Raw genomic sequence first — 16,441 nt, 5'->3', positions numbered from 1 at the left:
GGGTCAAGTCGCGCGTCACTTCTGCGGCGTTATCGACTCCGGCCCCGAAACTTATTTCCGGGCTTTCTCTGGCGATTGCGGCTTCCGAGAACCTTCGAGCTGAAATTTCCCTTTGACGGTTCGGTAAGCATTTCAAATCGCAAGGCACCAGCGGATGGAATTGCCTCGAGCAATCGCACCTCTACCGCATCGCCGAGGCGATAGCCGGTTCCGGTGCGTGCGCCGACTAAAGCGTGCGCCGCTTCGACGTGATGGTAGTAGTCGTTGCCGAGGGTGCCGATCGGAATGAATCCGTCGGCGCCGGTGTCCTTGAGTTTTACGAAGAGCCCTGATCGCGTGACGCCGGCGATGCGGCCGTGGAATGTCGCGCCGACCTTGTCGGCAAGGTGAGCGGCGATCAGACGATCGGTTGTTTCGCGCTCTGCGGACATGGCGCGGCGTTCGGTGTCGGAGATCGCTTTCGCGATGCTGGCGAGGCGCGGGATTTCGTCATCGCTCAGTCCGTCGGGGCCAAGACCAAGCGCGCGGATCAAGGCGCGATGCACGATCAAATCAGCGTAGCGGCGGATTGGCGAGGTGAAGTGCGCGTAGCGGACGAGGTTCAGTCCGAAATGTCCGATGTTCTTCGGATTATATTCGGCCTGTGACTGGGAACGCAGGATCACCTCGTTGATGAGATCGGGAACCGGCAAATCCTTCGCCTGTTCAAGCACGCGATTGAATGCTTCAGGCTTTAGCGCGCCAGCATGCGGGACTTTCATGTCGAGAGTTTCGAGAAAATCCCTCAGTCCCTTCAACTTCTCCGGGCTCGGTGCATCGTGGACGCGATAGACGAGGGGAAGGCGCTTTTCCTCGAGCGTTTCGGCTGCGGCGACGTTCGCCTGAATCATGAATTCTTCGATCAGGCGATGCGCTTCCAGCCGCTGAGGCGTGACCACACGATCGACCTTGCCTTCGGCATCGAGAAGGATCTTGCGTTCGGGCAGGTCGAGGTCGAGCGGGCCCCGCTTGTCACGCGCTCTCGCGACGGCCCTGTAAGCTTCCCACAACGGTTTCAGCGCGCTTTCCATCAGCGGCTGGCATTTGTCCGAGACGTTGCCGTCGATGGCGGCCTGCGCTTCCTGATACGAAAGCTTGGCGGCCGATTTCATCATCGCGCGGATGAAGGCGTGACTGCGCTTTTCGCCGTGCTTGTCGAACACCATGCGGACGGCGAGGCAGGGCCGCTCTTCCAGCTCGCGCAGCGAGCAGAGATCGTTCGATATTTTTTCCGGAAGCATCGGCACGACGCGATCCGGAAAATAGACTGAGTTGCCGCGGAGCTGCGCTTCGCGGTCCAGTTTCGAGCCGGGGCGGATGTATTGCGCAACGTCGGCAATTGCGACCGTCACGACAAAGCCGCCGGAGTTTTTTCCGTCGGAGTCGGGCGCCGCGTGCACGGCATCGTCATGGTCGCGGGCGTCGATGGGATCGATGGTCAGAAGGGGGATGTCGCGAAGATCGGTCCGCCCCTTCATCGTCGGCGGCGTCAGGGTCTCGCATTCCTGAATGACCGATTCCGGAAAGTCCTCGGGGATGCCGTGCGCATGTATGGCGATGAGCGAGATCTTGCGCTGGTCGTCGGGGTTGCCGAGGCTTTCAACGATCTCGGCGCGCGGCGTCGCGAAGCGTCCGCGGCGGTTCAATTGAAAGCGGACAAGATCGCCGTCGCTGGCATCGCCGGTGTCGTCGGGCAGGATTTGCCAGCTCTTCAATTCCTTGCGGTCGATCGGCTCGATGGTGCCGCCGCCACGCTTCGAGGCGCGATAGATGCCGAGAAGCCTGCGCTTTTCGCGCAGCAGTTTTTTAATCGGGGTTGCTTCGTACTGCGCGCTGCCGCTGCCGCGGGGCAACTTTTCGAGGCGAGCAAGAACGTGATCGCCGATGCCGATCTCGACGTCGCGACCGTGGCCGGCGACGATGCGAACGAGCGGACGCTTGCCGTCGTCCGCTTCCCAGTGGAGCGGCTTGGCGACGAGATCGCCGTCGTCGTCGCGGCCCGTGACTTCGAGCGTGGTTGTGGGCGGAAGCTTGCCCTTCTCGCGAAGGTGCTTTTTATCGCCTGCGAGCGTGCCTTCTTCCGACATCTCGGCGAGTAGGCGTTTCAATGCGATCCGCGCGCCGCCCGTCACACCGAAGGCGCGCGCAATCTCGCGTTTTCCCGCCTTGCCTTGCGCAGAGTTCAGATATTCAAGGATCTGCTCTTTGCTCGGAAGTCCGCCGTTTGCAGGGGCGCGCGTCACGTTCGATTTGCGGGCCACCTGGCGCCTCGTTTTTGCCGTCAGGCCTTGGCCCGGGCGAGTTTCTTTGCGGGTGCAGCGGCCTTCGCCGGCTTTTTGGCAGCCGCAGGCTTTGATGCCTTGCGTTCGGCAAGCGCCGCTGCTGCGTTTTTAGCAGGTTTTTCCGCTGCTGCGCTCTTCGGGGCCTTTGCCGGTTTTGCGGCTTTCGGCTTCGCGGAGCGTGATGCCTTCGACTTCTTGCCGCCGCCGTTGGCGATCCGTTCGGCAATGAGAGCCACGGCCTCATCCATCGTGAGAGAGGACGGGTCCTTCGCACGCGGGACCGTCGCATTGACCTTGTTGTGGGTGACGTAGGGCCCGTAGCGGCCTTCCAGCACCTGCACGACGCCGCCTTCGCTCGGGTGCTCGCCGAGATCTTTCAGGACCTTCGGTGCGTTCCGCGCGAAGCGGCTCTTGCCGCCGCCCGCGCGCTTCTCGGCAATGAGCGTGACTGCGCGATTGAGACCGATGGTGAGGACGTCCTCGACGCTTTCGACGTTGACGTAGGTTTTGGTCTCGCCGTTCTCATGGACAATGAACGGTCCGAAACGACCAAGGCCGGCGGTGATCACGCCGCCTTCTGTCGGGTGCACGCCGACCTCACGCGGGAGCGAGAGGAGCTGCATCGCCTTGTCGAAATCGAGCGTCGCGGCGTCAATGCCCTTCGGGATGCTCGACCGCTTCGGCTTTTCGTCGCCTTGGGCCTCGCCCAGCTGAATGTAGGGACCGAACCGGCCCGTGCGCAGCGTTACCGCGAGGCCATCGTCATTGTACCCAAGGATCTTGCCGTCGAGCGCGTTGGCGTCGCCGTCTGCGGATTGGGTCAGCTGGCGCGTATAATTGCACTCCGGATAGTTTCCGCAGCCGATGAAGGCACCGTATTTTCCGGAGATCTTGAGGCTCAGGCGTCCCGATCCGCACTTCGGGCAAAGGCGCGGGTCGCTGCCGTCGCCCTTGTCGGGGAAAACGTGGGGGCCGAGCATCTCGTTCAGCGCTTCGAGCACGTCGCCGACGCGAAGATCCTTGATCTCGCCGACGGCGGCCATGAAGTCGCGCCAGAAGTCGCGCAGCACCTGTTTATATTCCAGGTCGTTGTTCGAGATCAGGTCGAGCTTTTCTTCCAGATCGGCGGTGAAATCGTATTCGACGTAACGCTTGAAGAAGCTTTCGAGGAACGCGATGACGAGGCGTCCTTTGTCCTCAGGGACGAGGCGCTTCTTTTCGATCCGGACGTAATCGCGGTCGACGAGAACAGCCATCGTCGACGCATAGGTCGAGGGCCGGCCAATGCCGAGCTCTTCCATCCGCTTCACCAGCGTCGCCTCAGAGAAGCGGGGCGGGGGCTGCGTGAAATGCTGGTCGGCGCTGATCTCTTTATCTTTCAGACGGTCGCCAACGGTGAGCGGCGGCAGACGGCGGTTTTCGTCATCGTCGTCGGCCGTATCGTCTTTGCCTTTTTCGATCGTCCGGACGCGGTCGTCGCGACCTTCCTCGTAGACCTTGAGGAAGCCGTCGAACATCAGGACCGAGCCGTTCGCTCGCAGGCCGTAGGTCTTGCCGTCGCTGCCCTTGGCCTCGATCTCCGCGGCCGTCTGTTCGATGTCGGCAGGGGCCATCTGGCTCGCGATCGTGCGTTTCCAGATGAGATCGTAGAGCGCGGCCTGGTCCTTCTCGAGGTGCTTCCTGACCTGATCGGGCTTGCGGCGCGGATCGGTCGGGCGGATGGCTTCGTGCGCCTCTTGGGCGTTCTTGGCCTTGGTCTTGTACTCGCGAGCGAAGGGCGTGTAGTTGCGGCCGAATTCGGCGGAGATCACGTCGCGGATCTGGGCGACGGCTTCCGGAACAATCTGGACGCCGTCGGTTCGCATGTATGTAATGAGACCGACGGTTTCACCGCCGATGTCGACGCCTTCATAGAGGCGCTGGGCGATCTGCATCGTCTGCTTGGCCGAGAAGCCAAGCTTCCGCGACGCGTCCATCTGCAACGTCGAGGTGGTGAACGGCGCGTAGGGATTGCGTTTCGTCGCTTTCTTCTCAATCGATGCAACGCGGAAGTCCCGGCCGATCAGAGCTTGCCTGGTGGCGGTTGCCGTCGCTTCATCCTTGATATCGAGTTTCTTGAGCGTCGTTCCGTCGATGGCGACGAGGCGGGATTTGACGTCCTCGTTCTTGGCGGTCGAAAGCAGCGCCTCGATCGTCCAGTATTCTTCGGTCTTAAAGGCTTCGATCTCGGCTTCGCGGTCGCACACGAGACGCAGTGCAACGGACTGGACGCGGCCGGCCGACCGGGAGCCCGGGAGCTTGCGCCAGAGCACCGGCGACAGCGTAAAGCCGACGAGATAGTCGAGGGCCCGGCGGGCGAGGTAGGCGTCAACCAGAGGCTCATCGATTTGGCGCGGCTCTTTCAGAGCGGCAAGGATCGATTGCTTCGTAATGGCGTTGAAGGCGACGCGCTCGATCTCGGTATTCTTATTGAGGGCCTTCTTCTGGCTGAGGATCTGCAGGATATGCCAGGAAATGGCTTCGCCTTCGCGATCAGGGTCGGTCGCCAGGATCAGCTTATCGGCCTTTTTGACCGCGTCGGCGATCTCACGCATGATTTTCTGGGACTTCGGATCCACTTCCCAGTGCATCTCGAAATCCTGATCCGGCTGGACGGAACCGTCCTTCGCAGGCAGATCGCGCACGTGTCCGTAGGACGCGATGACCTTGTAGCCTGAGCCTAAATATTTGTTGATCGTCTTGGCCTTAGCGGCGGATTCGACGATGACGACGTTCATCTGGCGATTTCGCTCCTGGGCCGCGATTCCCCCGTCAGGTCGACGGCTAGGCGGCCTTCATTCGCCGCCTCGCGGCGGGCCGGGAACATGGTTGATCGACGCAGCGCTGTCAAATCCTGGGTTGTTACCACCATTGATTGCATAATTATGTATTTGCCACCAAAGAGAGAATGCTCTACATTAAGCATATGGAATGGGCGGGATCGTTCTCAAGGGTGATGAAGAAATTGCAGAACAGTGGATTTTCTGGCCGGGACAGCGGGGAAAGGCGAGAGCACCTAGAATATCTCGCTGATTTGTTAGGCGAATTACAGCGGATGGCGGAACGCGAGGGGTGCCGGAAGCTATCACGCATGCTTGCAATATCGCACGCGGAAGCCCGGCGCGAAACGCATCGCCCGGAGAACTAAACACTTTTCAATGCCACGAGACTATAGCCCTGGCGCTCGATGCGGCCGCCGAGATCGAGTTCCAGAAGGGCAACCTGGACCGCTTGGACGGTTATTCCGCATTGCCGCGCGATGGCATCGACTGTGACGGGTGCTGGCCCAAGCGCCGACAGCACGACTTTCAAGACATCTTCTGCTGGAGGATCCGGAGGGGGCGACTTTGCTTCGTCGGGTTCGGCGGAAGCGGGTTCCTGGCCGAGCGTATAGTCGTATCGGCGTTCATCGAGGCCCAGGATAGGGCGCAGAACCTCGACGACGTCCGCGGCTTCGGTGACGAGGGTTGCTCCCTGTTTGATGAGCCGGTTCGTTCCCTCGGCCCTGGGATCCAGCGGGTGCCCAGGGATCGAAAAGACCTCGCGCCCCAGATCATTGGCATATCTGGCCGTGACGAGGGTCCCGGAGCGCGCCGCCGCCTCGACGATCACCACGCCATGAACCAGTCCGGCAATGATCCGATTGCGGCGCGGAAAGTCCTTGTCGCGCGGCTGCAGCCCTGGCGGTCGTTCGGTAACCAGACATCCTTCGGCACCAATGCGGGTCTGCAGCTCGGCGTGCTCGGGCGGATAGATCCAATCGATACCACCGGCGAGAACTGCGACGGTGCCGGTTTTCAGCGCTGTTTCGTGCGCTGCCCGATCGATGCCGCGCGCCAATCCGGAAACGATTATGAATCCGGCTTCGGCGAGCTGTGCCGCGAAGAGTTTCGTCAATTGGACGCCCGCAGCTGAACATTGCCGCGAGCCGACAATGGCGACGGCGGGGATGTTCAGAAGCTCCGTATTGCCTTTGACGTAGAGCATCGGGGGCGGAGCATCGATGCGGGCGAGAAGGACCGGGTAATTCGGCTCAATCGTGAACACGGGCGTAGCGCCCGCACGCTGGGCGGCTTCGAGTTCGCGTTCGGCGTCGGCCTTCGGGCAGATCCGGATCGGGCGGCCGGAGCCGCTGCGGCGGGACAATGCCGGAAGAGCTTCGAGCGCTTTCGTTGCGCCGCCATAGTGATTGATGAGATCGCGGAACGTCACCGGGCCGACGTTCTCGGACCTGGTTAAACGCAAGCAGGCCAGTCGCTCTTCATCGGAAAGCTCCGCCGTCGGCAGGGGGGCTGGGCGAAAAAGCTGCTGCTGCTCAGGTCTTGGAACCAATCCTCGGCTCCTCTCCCGCCATCAGACGCTCGATGTTGGCGCGATGCTTGATGAGAATAATGAGGCTCATCAGAGCGACGACGGCCGCGAGATCGGCGTCTCCGAGGACCCATGCGGCGACGGGCGAGGCGATCGTCGCGATGATCGCTGCAAGGGACGATATGCGTGTCACGGCCGCGACGGCCAGCCAGAGGCCGGCAAAGACGAGGGCGCATTGCCAGGCGAGCGCCGCCAGGACACCGAGGTATGTGGCGACGCCCTTTCCGCCTTTGAATCCGAGCCAAACGGGAAAGATATGCCCGATGAAAGCGGCGAGACCTGCGAGCATGGCGGGTGTTTCACCGAGGTAGTATCTGGCGATCCACACCGCGACGGCGCCTTTGGCGGCATCGAGTAGGAGAGTAGCCGCGGCGAGGCCCTTGTTTCCCGTGCGCAGCACGTTGGTCGCGCCGATATTGCCCGAGCCGATTTGGCGAATGTCACCGAGCCCGGCCGCACGCGTTAGCAGCAATCCGAATGGGATCGAACCCAGGAGATAACCGATCACGAGCGCTGCCGCGTTCGTAGCCGCGAAGCCGCTATCCGTCAGCACTGCCAAAGGTAGCGAAGAGTTCATATCCGAATTCTTTTTTTCGCGGTGGGAAGGATGGGCCTACGTGCGCTCGACACCAGCGTATTCATAGACCGTCTGTCCGGCAACCATCGTCCGCAGAACGCGGCCCTGCATCTTGGCCTCGTCGAAGGGGGTATTCTTCGAGCGGGAGCGGAGCAGGTCCTTGTTGACGACCCAAGGCTCGCCCGGATCGAACAACACGAGGTCGGCGATGGCGCCTTTGACCAGCCTCCCCGAGTGAAGGCCCAACAAGCGTGCTGGATTGATGGTCAGGGCTCTCAACATCGCGGTGAGCGTGATGTCACCCGAGTGGACGAGGCGAAGCGCAGCCGAAAGCAGCGTTTCGAGGCCGACGGCGCCATCGGCCGCCTCGGCGAATGGGCGCCGTTTGGTATCGGCGTCCTGCGGATCATGGCTCGATACGATGATATCGATATCGCCATTGGCGACGGCCTGCACCATCGCGACGCGATCTTCTTCTTTCCGCAATGGCGGACGCATTTTGAAGAAGGTGCGGTATGGCCCGATGTCGTTTTCGTTGAGCGTCAGGTGATTGATCGAGACACCGCAGCTGACGGGCAGCTTTTTCGCCTTGGCGTTTTTGACGACGTCGAGGCTTTCCTGGCAGCTGATGGTCGCGGCGTGGTAGCGGCCGCCGGTCATTTCGACGAGGCGCACGTCCCGTTCCAGCATGATCGTCTCGGCAATCTTGGAGATGCCGGGCAACCCGAGGCGGGAGGCGACCTCGCCCGAGTTCATCGAGCCGCTGGAGAGGTAGGGGTCCTCGGTATGGTGGACCACGAGCGCGTTGAAGTCCTTGGCGTAACTCAGGACATTGCGCATGACGCGCGTGTTGACGACGCTCGATTTGCCATTCGAAAAGCCAATTGCCCCGGCGCGCTTCAGAAGGCCGATCTCGGTCATTTCCTCGCCCTGGAGGCCCTTGGTCATGGCGGCCATGGTTTGGACGTGCACGAGGGCGTTGTCGCGGGCGCGGCGCTGAATGAAGTCGACGAGTGCGACCTGATCGATGACCGGATTGGTGTCCGGCATGACGACGATGGTCGTGACGCCACCCGCTGCTGCGGCATGGCTTGCCGTCTTGAGCGTTTCGCGATGCTCGTAGCCAGGTTCCCCGGTGAAGACCTGCGCGTCAATCAGGCCCGGCGCCAGAACGTTGCCCTTGCAGTCGATGACGTTCGCCCCTTCCGGAGCGTTGCGACGGAGATGCGCGCCGAGATCGGCGATCATGCCATCCTTGACGAGAAGGCCCCCCGGTTCATCGCGGTTCGATGCGGGGTCGACCAGACGCGCGTTGATGAAGACGGTCGCGGTGCCGACGCTCTTCGGTTTTTCGATCGGCTTTCTCATCGGCCATCCTCCGCGAAGCCTGGGAGGTGCGCCGATAACGCCTCTAGTACTGCCATTCTGACGGCAACGCCCATTTCAACCTGTTCGCGGATGACGCTTTTGGAATGATCGGCGACGGTCGAGGCGATTTCGACGCCGCGGTTCATCGGTCCTGGATGCATGACGAGAGCGTCGGGCTTGGCGCGCGCCAACTTCTCGTGATCGAGCCCGAAGAAATGGAAGAACTCGCGGGTCGACGGTACATACGAGGCATCCATGCGTTCGCGCTGGAGGCGAAGCATCATGACGATATCGGCGTTTTCGATGCCCTTCCACATGTCGGTGAAGACCTCGCAACCGAGGCGTTCCGGCGACGACGGCAGCAAGGTCGTCGGGGCAATGAGGCGGATGTGGGCGCCGAGCGCATTCAAAACGTTGATGTTGGATCGCGCGACGCGGGAATGAAGTATGTCGCCGCAGATCGCGACCGTCAGACCGGCGATCCGGCCTTTTGCCCGGCGGATGGTCAGTGCGTCGAGAAGGGCCTGTGTCGGATGCTGGTGGGCGCCGTCCCCGGCATTGATGACCGAGCAATCGACTTTCTGTGAGAGCAGCTCGACAGCGCCGGCGGCGTGATGGCGGACGACGATGATGTCGGGACGCATCGCGTTGAGTGTCACCGCCGTGTCGATCAGCGTTTCGCCCTTCGTGACCGAGGACGTCGCGACGTTCATGTTCATCACGTCGGCGCTCAGCCGTTTGCCCGCCATCTCGAAGGAGGCTTGCGTGCGCGTCGACGATTCGAAGAAGAGATTGATGATCGTCCGGCCCTCAAGCACGTCGCGCTTGCGGCCGTTGTTGCGGATGTGATCGGCATTCCTGTCGGCGAGATCGAGCAGGAAATTGATTTCGTTGGCCGACAGACCCTCGCAGGTCAGCAGGTGGCGGCGCGGAAAAACCTTCAGCGCGTTGGTATTCGATTTCGATGTCATTAAAGGCGCTTCTATAGGGGGAGTCTTGCGGGGCCGCAAGGAGGGAGCGACATCAATCCCAAAGGGACTTAACGGCGCGTGAAGCGCGCCCGGTGCGCGCGCCTTCCCGAAGGGCAAATTAAGCCTTGTTATTCAGCCGGTCGAGGGCGCTCTGGAGGATGATCGTGGCGGCCAGCTTGTCGATGACCTCGGCGCGGCGTTTGCGCGTCTGATCGGCGTCGATCAACATTCTTTGCGCTTCGGCGGTCGTCAGCCGCTCGTCCCAGAGCAGGATGGGAAGTGGCGACAATTTATTCAGATTGCGCGCAAGTGCCCGGGTCGCCTGTGCCCGCGGTCCTTCGGTCCCGTCCAGATTGCGGGGCAGGCCGAGCACCAGGCCGGTGACGTTGTGCTCCGCTACAAGGGACAGGAGACGGGTCGCGTCTGCCGTGAACTTCGTTCTGCGGATCGTCTCCAGGGGGGAGGCTATCGTGCGCCGCACGTCCGACAGGGCGAGGCCCAGCGTTTTGGTGCCGGCATCGATGCCGATGAGGCGCCCCTCGGTGATGTCGCGGAAGTCCTGCTGGTCTTCCGTGGTGCGGCCCGGTGGCGCTGGAGCGGCCGGCTGGTTCATTTAGTGAAGCCCTGAGTCTCTCATGATGGGAGGATTGCGAACCAGCCTCTACCAGCCTCGGCGGCAAATTGGCATCGTTCGTCGCGTTGGAGCTGTGTTTAACCCTCTGATAGCGGCCGGGATAGTACCGCCGGTTGCATTGATGCCGGGAGGGCGGTTAAGAGATCTTCGCAACATCCCCCGATTTCCTTGAAGGGACATTTTCATGCAGGTCGACGAAGCGACCGTTCGCCGTATCGCGCGCCTCGCCCGGATCAAAATCAGCGACGCCGAGGCCAAGGGCCTCGAGACGGAACTCTCGGGCATTCTCGATTGGGTGAAGCAACTCGACGAGGTTGATACCGCGAATGTCGAGCCGATGACGCGTGTTGTCGCGCACAAGCTCAAGATGCGGGACGATGTCGTCACCGACGGCGAGATCGCAGATCAGGTCACGGCGAATGCACCGCTTGCCGAGGACAATTTCTTCGTGGTGCCGAAGGTCGTGGAGTAGCCGGTGACGGATCTTACCAAATTGACGATGGCCGAAGCCCGCGACGGCTTGGCGAAGAAGACGTTCACGGCGCTCGAACTGACCGACGCGTTTCTTGGCGCAATCGAAAAGGCCAATCCTGCGCTCAATGCCTACGTTCTGCCGACGCCGGACCATGCCCGCGTGCAGGCGAAAGACAGCGACAAGCGGATCGCGGCCGGCAAGGCGCGCCCGCTCGAAGGCCTGCCGATCGGCAACAAGGATCTTTTCTGCACACGCGGCATTCGCACGACGGCGTGCTCGAAGATCCTCGGTGAATTCAGTCCGACTTACGAATCGACCGTCGGTCAGAATTTGTGGGATGCCGGTGCGGTGATGCTCGGCAAGCTCAATAACGACGAATTCGCGATGGGATCGTCGAACGAGACGAGCGCCTTCGGCAACGTCGTCAGTCCCTGGAGGCGCAAGGGCAAGGACGGCAAGCTCACGGCCGACAAGCTGGTGCCGGGCGGTTCGTCGGGTGGCTCGTCGGCGGCGGTGGCAGCCAGCCTCTGCCTCGCGGCCACGGCGACGGACACCGGCGGATCGATCCGCCAGCCTGCCGCGCTCACCGGCACTGTCGGCATAAAGCCGACGTATGGTCGCTGTTCGCGTTGGGGCATCGTCGCATTCGCGTCGTCGCTCGATCAGGCGGGGCCGATCGCCAAGACAGTGCGCGATAGCGCGATCATGCTCAAAGCCATGGCGAGCCATGATCCGAAGGACACGACCTCCGTCGATGCGCCGGTGCCGGATTACGAAGCGGTGCTTGGCAAGGGCGTCAAAGGCCTCAGGGTCGGAATTCCGCGCGAGTATCGCGTCGATGGCATGTCGCCGGAGATTCAAAAGCTCTGGGACGAGGGGATTGCCTGGCTCAAGTCGGCGGGCGCAACGATCCACGATATTTCACTGCCGCACACGAAGTATGCGCTGCCGGCCTATTACATCGTGGCACCGGCCGAGTGCTCATCGAACCTCGCGCGCTACGACGGGATGCGCTACGGGATCCGCGTCAACGGCGGCAATCTGATCGACACCTACGAGAATACGCGCGCGGAAGGCTTCGGCAAGGAAGTGCGCCGCCGTATCCTGATCGGAACCTATGTTCTTTCGGCGGGCTACTATGACGCCTATTATCTCAAGGCGCAGAAGGTCCGGACGCTGATCAAACGCGATTTCGACGAAGCCTGGAACAAGGTCGATGTCGTGTTGACGCCGACGACGCCTTCGCCCGCTTTTGCATTCGGCGAGAAGACGGGCGATCCGCTGGCCATGTATCTCGAAGACATATTTACGGTCACAGTGAACATGGCGGGGCTGCCGGGTATGTCGGTGCCGGGAGGGCTTTCCTCGGAGGGCACGCCGCTCGGGCTGCAGCTGATCGGCAAACCGTTCGACGAGGAAACGCTGTTTCGAACGGCTCAGGTCATCGAGGATGCGGCCGGACGCTTTCCGGTGCCCGAAGCTTGGTGGATGAAGGGCTGACATCATGGATCCGAAACGGCCGTGGGAATGCGCAGACATGTCCCAGGTGCGCATTGAAATCGACCGCATCGACGCCGCCATGGTCGAGCTCATCGCAGAACGCTTCGGCTACGTCGACAGGGCCTGGCAGCTCAAGATGCAGTCGCGGGAAGGCGCCGTCGTTCCGTGGCGCATTCAGCAGGTCATCGACCGGGTGAAGCAGCAAGCTGCGGAAAAGGGTTTGCCTCCCGAGATGGTCGAGATGGTCGGCGCGCAGTGGCGGAACATGATCGGCTGGTTCGTCCAGTTCGAAGAGGAAAAGCTCAGACAGGTCCAAAACGAGACCCAAAAGCCGGGAGTTGACGGTGCCTGATTATCAGCCCGACGTGCCGCTGATTGAAGTCTTCCTTTATGGTGTCCTCAATCCCGCAACGATCATTGTCGCTTTCATGCTCGGGCGCCGCGCGGACGACAAATCCAAAATCATGATCGCGGCTTTCGGCGGCGCGGCCGCCGGAGCTGCGTTGCTCTACATTGTTACTTTCCTTCGCCTTTGGGATGCGCCTACGCTCGGCCGAGCGATTGCCGGCGTTTTCACAACGTCGCTCATTGCGGGCTGCGTTTACGCCGGCATTGGCTACGCGACCAAAGGCTGGTCTGGAGGCCAGAAATGAACTCTCAGAAAATCGCTGAAAAGCCCAAGTCCAAAAATCTGATCGAGGGTGCGACCGGTGACTGGGAAGTCATCATCGGCCTCGAAGTGCACGCGCAGGTCGCGTCGAATTCAAAGCTCTTCTCGGGATCCTCGACGGGCTTCGGCGCGCCGCCGAACAGTCACGTCTCGCTCGTCGATGCCGCGATGCCCGGCATGCTGCCTGTGATCAATCGCGAGTGCGTGGCGCAGGCCATTCGCACCGGCCTCGGGCTCAAGGCGCAGATCAACAACAAGAGCGTGTTTGACCGGAAGAACTATTTCTATCCGGATCTGCCGCAGGGCTACCAGATCTCGCAGTACAAGCAGCCGATCGTCGGCGAAGGCGCGGTCGAGATTTCGGTCGATGGCGAGACGCTGACGGTTGGCGTTGAGCGGCTGCATCTCGAGCAGGATGCGGGCAAGTCCTTGCACGATCAGCATCCCGATTATTCCTACGTGGACCTCAATCGTTCGGGCGTTGCCTTGATGGAGATCGTATCGAAGCCCGATCTCAGGTCGTCGAAGCAGGCGCAGGCCTATGTGACGAAGCTGCGGAGTATTCTGCGTTACCTCGGGACGTCCGACGGCGATATGGACAAGGGCAATCTGCGCGCCGACGTCAACGTTTCGGTGCGCAAGCCCGGCGACAAGCTCGGAACGCGCTGCGAGATCAAGAACGTCAACTCGATCCGATTCATCGGTCAGGCGATCGAATACGAGGCGCGGCGCCAGATCGATATCATCGAGGACGGCGGAACGATCGATCAGGAAACGCGCCTGTTCGATGCGGTGAAGGGCGAAACGCGTTCCATGCGGTCGAAAGAGGAAGCGCACGACTATCGCTACTTCCCGGATCCCGACCTTCTGCCGCTCGAGTTCTCAAGCGAGTATGTCGAAGAGCTCAAATCGAAGCTGCCGGAGCTACCCGACGAGAAGCGCGCGCGCTTCATCAAGAGCTTCGGGCTTTCGGCATACGACGCCGATGTGCTCGTCGCGGAGCGCGCGTCGGCCGATTATTTCGAGAAGGTCGCTGAAGGCCGCGATGGCAAGATTGCTGCCAACTGGGTGATCAACGAGCTTTTCGGCCGCCTGAACAAGGAAACCAAGGCGATCGAGGATTCGCCGGTTTCGGCAGCGCAGCTTGGCTCTATCGTAGATCTGATCGGCTCCAACGCCATCTCGGGAAAGATCGCGAAGGATCTTTTCGAGATCGTGTGGACCGAAGGCGGCGATCCGGCGGACATCGTCGAAAAGCGCGGCATGAAGCAGGTCACCGATACCGGCGCCATCGAGAAGGCCGTCGATGCCATCATCGCGGCCAACCCGGACAAGGTCGAGCAGGTGAAGGCTAAGCCCTCAATGCTCGGCTGGTTTGTCGGTCAGGTGATGAAATCGACGGGCGGCAAGGCAAACCCTGCTGCCGTCAACGATATCCTGAAAGCCAAGCTTGGAATCTGACTTCGTGCCGGGCGGAAGCCGTCAGCGCGCCTTCTGAAGGCTGAGGCGTCTCGCCTTTTGTTCGCGCAGGCCGACGAACACCACGTGTGCGATACCGGCGCATGCGAGTAGGACGAAGCCGAACGGAACGATGGCTGCGAACACGTAAGCTATTTTTGTCGATGTCATTGGCCTCTCCTTCGAGGCTCGTGGTTCTGATGTGACAAAACATAGCAACAATTGTTTGCAGTCCCGCTCACGCGATCATGACAAATCGCGCGCGGATCTTTGCGATCCGGTAATTCGTCGTAAATGCGGGGTTAACGCCGATCGTTTTGCTGTGGGCCGCTACAAGGGCCTGACGATCAGCGGCATTCCACCCTTCGGACGCAGCGTGACGCGGCTCACGGGCTCGGGTGCGTGACGTCCGTCCCATTCGAACGACATGCTTCGCAACAAAGTGGCAAGAATTGCCGTCGCCTCGAGAATGGCGAACGACGAGCCAATGCAAACGCGCTGACCATATCCAAAGGGCATGAACTGCGTGCGAGGATAACGGGCCTCGTTCTCGGGCAGAAACCGGTCAGGGTCGAACCGGTCGGGGTCCTGCCAGAGCGACCTGTGGCGATGAATGATAAAGATCGGAATGACGACGAGTGTGGGGCTCGGGAGAAACGTACCTCCGAGGTCCACTTCTTGCGCATTGACGCGCGTCATCACCGGTGCCGGCGGATAGAGCCGCAGCACCTCTTTCAAAACGCGCGTTGTGATGGGTAATTTGCCGATCGTCGTGGCATCGACCCGTCCGGAGCCGATGACCGCGTCGAGCTCTTCCCGCACGCGCTGTTGCCATTCCGGCGCGCGGGCCAGGACGTAGAGCGTCCACGTCAAAGCTTTCGCCGTTGTTTCATGTCCCGCGAACAAGAACGTCGCGAGGTTATCGGCGATCAGCTCATCGGGCATCGGCTCGCCGGTATCGGGGTCCTTCGCCGCCAACATTCGTGCGACGAGGTCGGAACCTGTTCCGCCTTCCGCGCGGCGCTGGGCGACGAGTCTTCCGACAATCGAGCGAAGTTCGACGGCGGCGCGCCGCATGCGGCCTTTGCCCGGATGCCAGACATAGTTCGGAAGCTGCAGCAGCGATGCGGCGACTTCCCAGGAGATCGGATCGAGATAGGCGCGGCCAGCACGCTGAATGGCTTCGCCGTCGCGCTTGCTGACGCCCGCCAAAACCGTGCGTGCGATGATCGCGAAGGTCGTTTCCGTCAGGTCCTCTTCGACATTGGTGACGAAGGGGCTTGGTCCGCGCGATCGCCAGCGCGTCACGCAATCGACTGCGGCGTCGACCATCGCCGGGACATAGCCGAGAAGTTCGGCGTGCCGGAAGGGCGGGCTTGCGATCTTGCGCTGCCAGCGCCAGCTCTCGCCCTGGGCGGTCAGCAGGCCATTGCCGATGATCGGTGTCAGAACGCGGCGATCGAGACGCGTCTTCGGAAACTGCTCGGCGTTCTTGAGAAGGATATTTTCGAGGAGCGCCGGATCCGTCACCCAGGCCACGAGAGGGCGCTTGCCGCCGTAGGTGACGATCGGCTCGTTGTAGACTGCGCGCGGAATCGCCCGCAGAGGATTGCGGACGAAGCGGCCCAGGAATGGGAGTAAGGGCAGTGGGCGCGCGGACGGCGTAACCGTCGGCGGGTAGAACGCAGTCGTCGTCATGGCGTTACTCGCATCACCTTATTGCGCCGGTGATGGAGAACGTAGTGAGAGACTGCGCCGCTAGCTAGGCCGATGCCTTCTTGGCGCGGGCTTGGCCGGCCAGCTTCTTCAGGCGCGTGCGGACGCCCGCGGTATTGCCCTGAATACGGCTTTGGGCGGGGCGGGGAATCGTGCGCTTCGCCTTCTTCTTCTGCTTTTGAACATTCTTGAGCGACGTCTTAGACATGAAACAGGCCTCGAGAGGTGGGAAAGTCATGAAAGGGGCTGCGCCCTGACGCAGCATTGGGCCGATCCTCTACGGGATCGCGCCTGTTCGCGCAAGCATGGCGGTCATTTTGCGGCGGAATGCCTGGATTTGC

General features: G+C 61.5%; 15 protein-coding genes. 5 read left to right on the top strand and 10 right to left on the bottom strand.

Annotated elements, in window-relative coordinates:
* Positions 1-29: 29 nt before the first annotated feature.
* The 7 genes from rnr to ruvX form a co-directional block, all read right to left on the bottom strand.
* The gene (gene rnr, locus AB4Z24_RS04035) at positions 30-2,300 is read right to left on the bottom strand and encodes a ribonuclease R (protein WP_441706127.1); all 2,271 of its coding nucleotides are present in this window, start codon (positions 2,298-2,300) and stop codon (positions 30-32) included.
* Between the two features lie 20 nt (positions 2,301-2,320).
* Positions 2,321-5,098 (bottom strand): type I DNA topoisomerase, encoded by a 2,778-nt coding sequence (topA, locus tag AB4Z24_RS04030; protein WP_441706126.1) that lies wholly within the window; start codon positions 5,096-5,098, stop codon positions 2,321-2,323.
* Between the two features lie 406 nt (positions 5,099-5,504).
* The gene (gene dprA / locus AB4Z24_RS04025; RefSeq protein ID WP_441706125.1) at positions 5,505-6,692 is read right to left on the bottom strand and encodes a DNA-processing protein DprA; all 1,188 of its coding nucleotides are present in this window, start codon (positions 6,690-6,692) and stop codon (positions 5,505-5,507) included.
* Positions 6,676-7,308, bottom strand: coding sequence for a glycerol-3-phosphate 1-O-acyltransferase PlsY (gene plsY, locus AB4Z24_RS04020; RefSeq protein ID WP_441706124.1), 633 nt, complete (start codon positions 7,306-7,308; stop codon positions 6,676-6,678). The genes dprA and plsY overlap by 17 nt, the downstream gene beginning before the upstream one ends.
* Positions 7,309-7,344: 36 nt before the next feature.
* Positions 7,345-8,676, bottom strand: coding sequence for a dihydroorotase (locus tag AB4Z24_RS04015; RefSeq protein ID WP_441706123.1), 1,332 nt, complete (start codon positions 8,674-8,676; stop codon positions 7,345-7,347).
* The gene (locus AB4Z24_RS04010) at positions 8,673-9,647 is read right to left on the bottom strand and encodes an aspartate carbamoyltransferase catalytic subunit (RefSeq protein ID WP_441706122.1); all 975 of its coding nucleotides are present in this window, start codon (positions 9,645-9,647) and stop codon (positions 8,673-8,675) included. The genes AB4Z24_RS04015 and AB4Z24_RS04010 overlap by 4 nt, the downstream gene beginning before the upstream one ends.
* Positions 9,648-9,765: 118 nt before the next feature.
* Entirely contained in the window at positions 9,766-10,260 is a 495-nt protein-coding gene (gene ruvX, locus AB4Z24_RS04005) for a Holliday junction resolvase RuvX (RefSeq protein ID WP_441706121.1), read from the bottom strand.
* Positions 10,261-10,465: 205 nt separating this feature from the next.
* Between ruvX and gatC the strand changes: the two genes are divergently transcribed.
* From gatC to gatB, 5 genes are read left to right on the top strand one after another with little or no spacing between them, the layout of a single operon-like run.
* Positions 10,466-10,753: an Asp-tRNA(Asn)/Glu-tRNA(Gln) amidotransferase subunit GatC gene (gene gatC / locus AB4Z24_RS04000; protein WP_441706120.1), complete on the top strand. Its 288-nt coding sequence runs from the start codon at positions 10,466-10,468 to the stop codon at positions 10,751-10,753.
* Positions 10,754-10,756: 3 nt separating this feature from the next.
* Positions 10,757-12,256 (top strand): Asp-tRNA(Asn)/Glu-tRNA(Gln) amidotransferase subunit GatA, encoded by a 1,500-nt coding sequence (gatA, locus tag AB4Z24_RS03995; RefSeq protein WP_441706119.1) that lies wholly within the window; start codon positions 10,757-10,759, stop codon positions 12,254-12,256.
* A 37-nt stretch (positions 12,257-12,293) separates the two neighbouring features.
* The gene (locus AB4Z24_RS03990; RefSeq protein ID WP_441706118.1) at positions 12,294-12,608 is read left to right on the top strand and encodes a chorismate mutase; all 315 of its coding nucleotides are present in this window, start codon (positions 12,294-12,296) and stop codon (positions 12,606-12,608) included.
* Positions 12,601-12,909, top strand: coding sequence for a hypothetical protein (locus AB4Z24_RS03985; protein ID WP_290992769.1), 309 nt, complete (start codon positions 12,601-12,603; stop codon positions 12,907-12,909). The genes AB4Z24_RS03990 and AB4Z24_RS03985 overlap by 8 nt, the downstream gene beginning before the upstream one ends.
* The gene (gene gatB / locus AB4Z24_RS03980; RefSeq protein WP_441706117.1) at positions 12,906-14,387 is read left to right on the top strand and encodes an Asp-tRNA(Asn)/Glu-tRNA(Gln) amidotransferase subunit GatB; all 1,482 of its coding nucleotides are present in this window, start codon (positions 12,906-12,908) and stop codon (positions 14,385-14,387) included. The genes AB4Z24_RS03985 and gatB overlap by 4 nt, the downstream gene beginning before the upstream one ends.
* 21 nt (positions 14,388-14,408) lie before the next feature.
* Here gatB and AB4Z24_RS03975 read toward each other — a convergent pair whose 3' ends face one another.
* The 3 genes from AB4Z24_RS03975 to AB4Z24_RS03965 all read right to left on the bottom strand — a co-directional run bounded on the left by AB4Z24_RS03975 (position 14,409) and on the right by AB4Z24_RS03965 (position 16,308).
* Positions 14,409-14,555, bottom strand: a complete 147-nt coding sequence (locus AB4Z24_RS03975; protein ID WP_441706116.1) for a hypothetical protein — start codon at positions 14,553-14,555, stop codon at positions 14,409-14,411.
* Between the two features lie 159 nt (positions 14,556-14,714).
* Positions 14,715-16,082, bottom strand: coding sequence for a cytochrome P450 (locus AB4Z24_RS03970; protein WP_441706115.1), 1,368 nt, complete (start codon positions 16,080-16,082; stop codon positions 14,715-14,717).
* 64 nt (positions 16,083-16,146) lie between these two features.
* Positions 16,147-16,308: a hypothetical protein gene (locus AB4Z24_RS03965; RefSeq protein ID WP_197077587.1), complete on the bottom strand. Its 162-nt coding sequence runs from the start codon at positions 16,306-16,308 to the stop codon at positions 16,147-16,149.
* Between the last annotated feature and the right edge of the window lie 133 nt (positions 16,309-16,441).

The sequence above is a fragment of the Hyphomicrobium sp. 2TAF46 genome, assembly GCF_052114865.1.
In the GTDB taxonomy this organism is placed as follows: domain Bacteria; phylum Pseudomonadota; class Alphaproteobacteria; order Rhizobiales; family Hyphomicrobiaceae; genus Hyphomicrobium_B.
The sequence above is the reverse complement of the archived record's forward strand: the minus strand, read 5'-3'. Positions and strand labels throughout refer to the sequence as shown.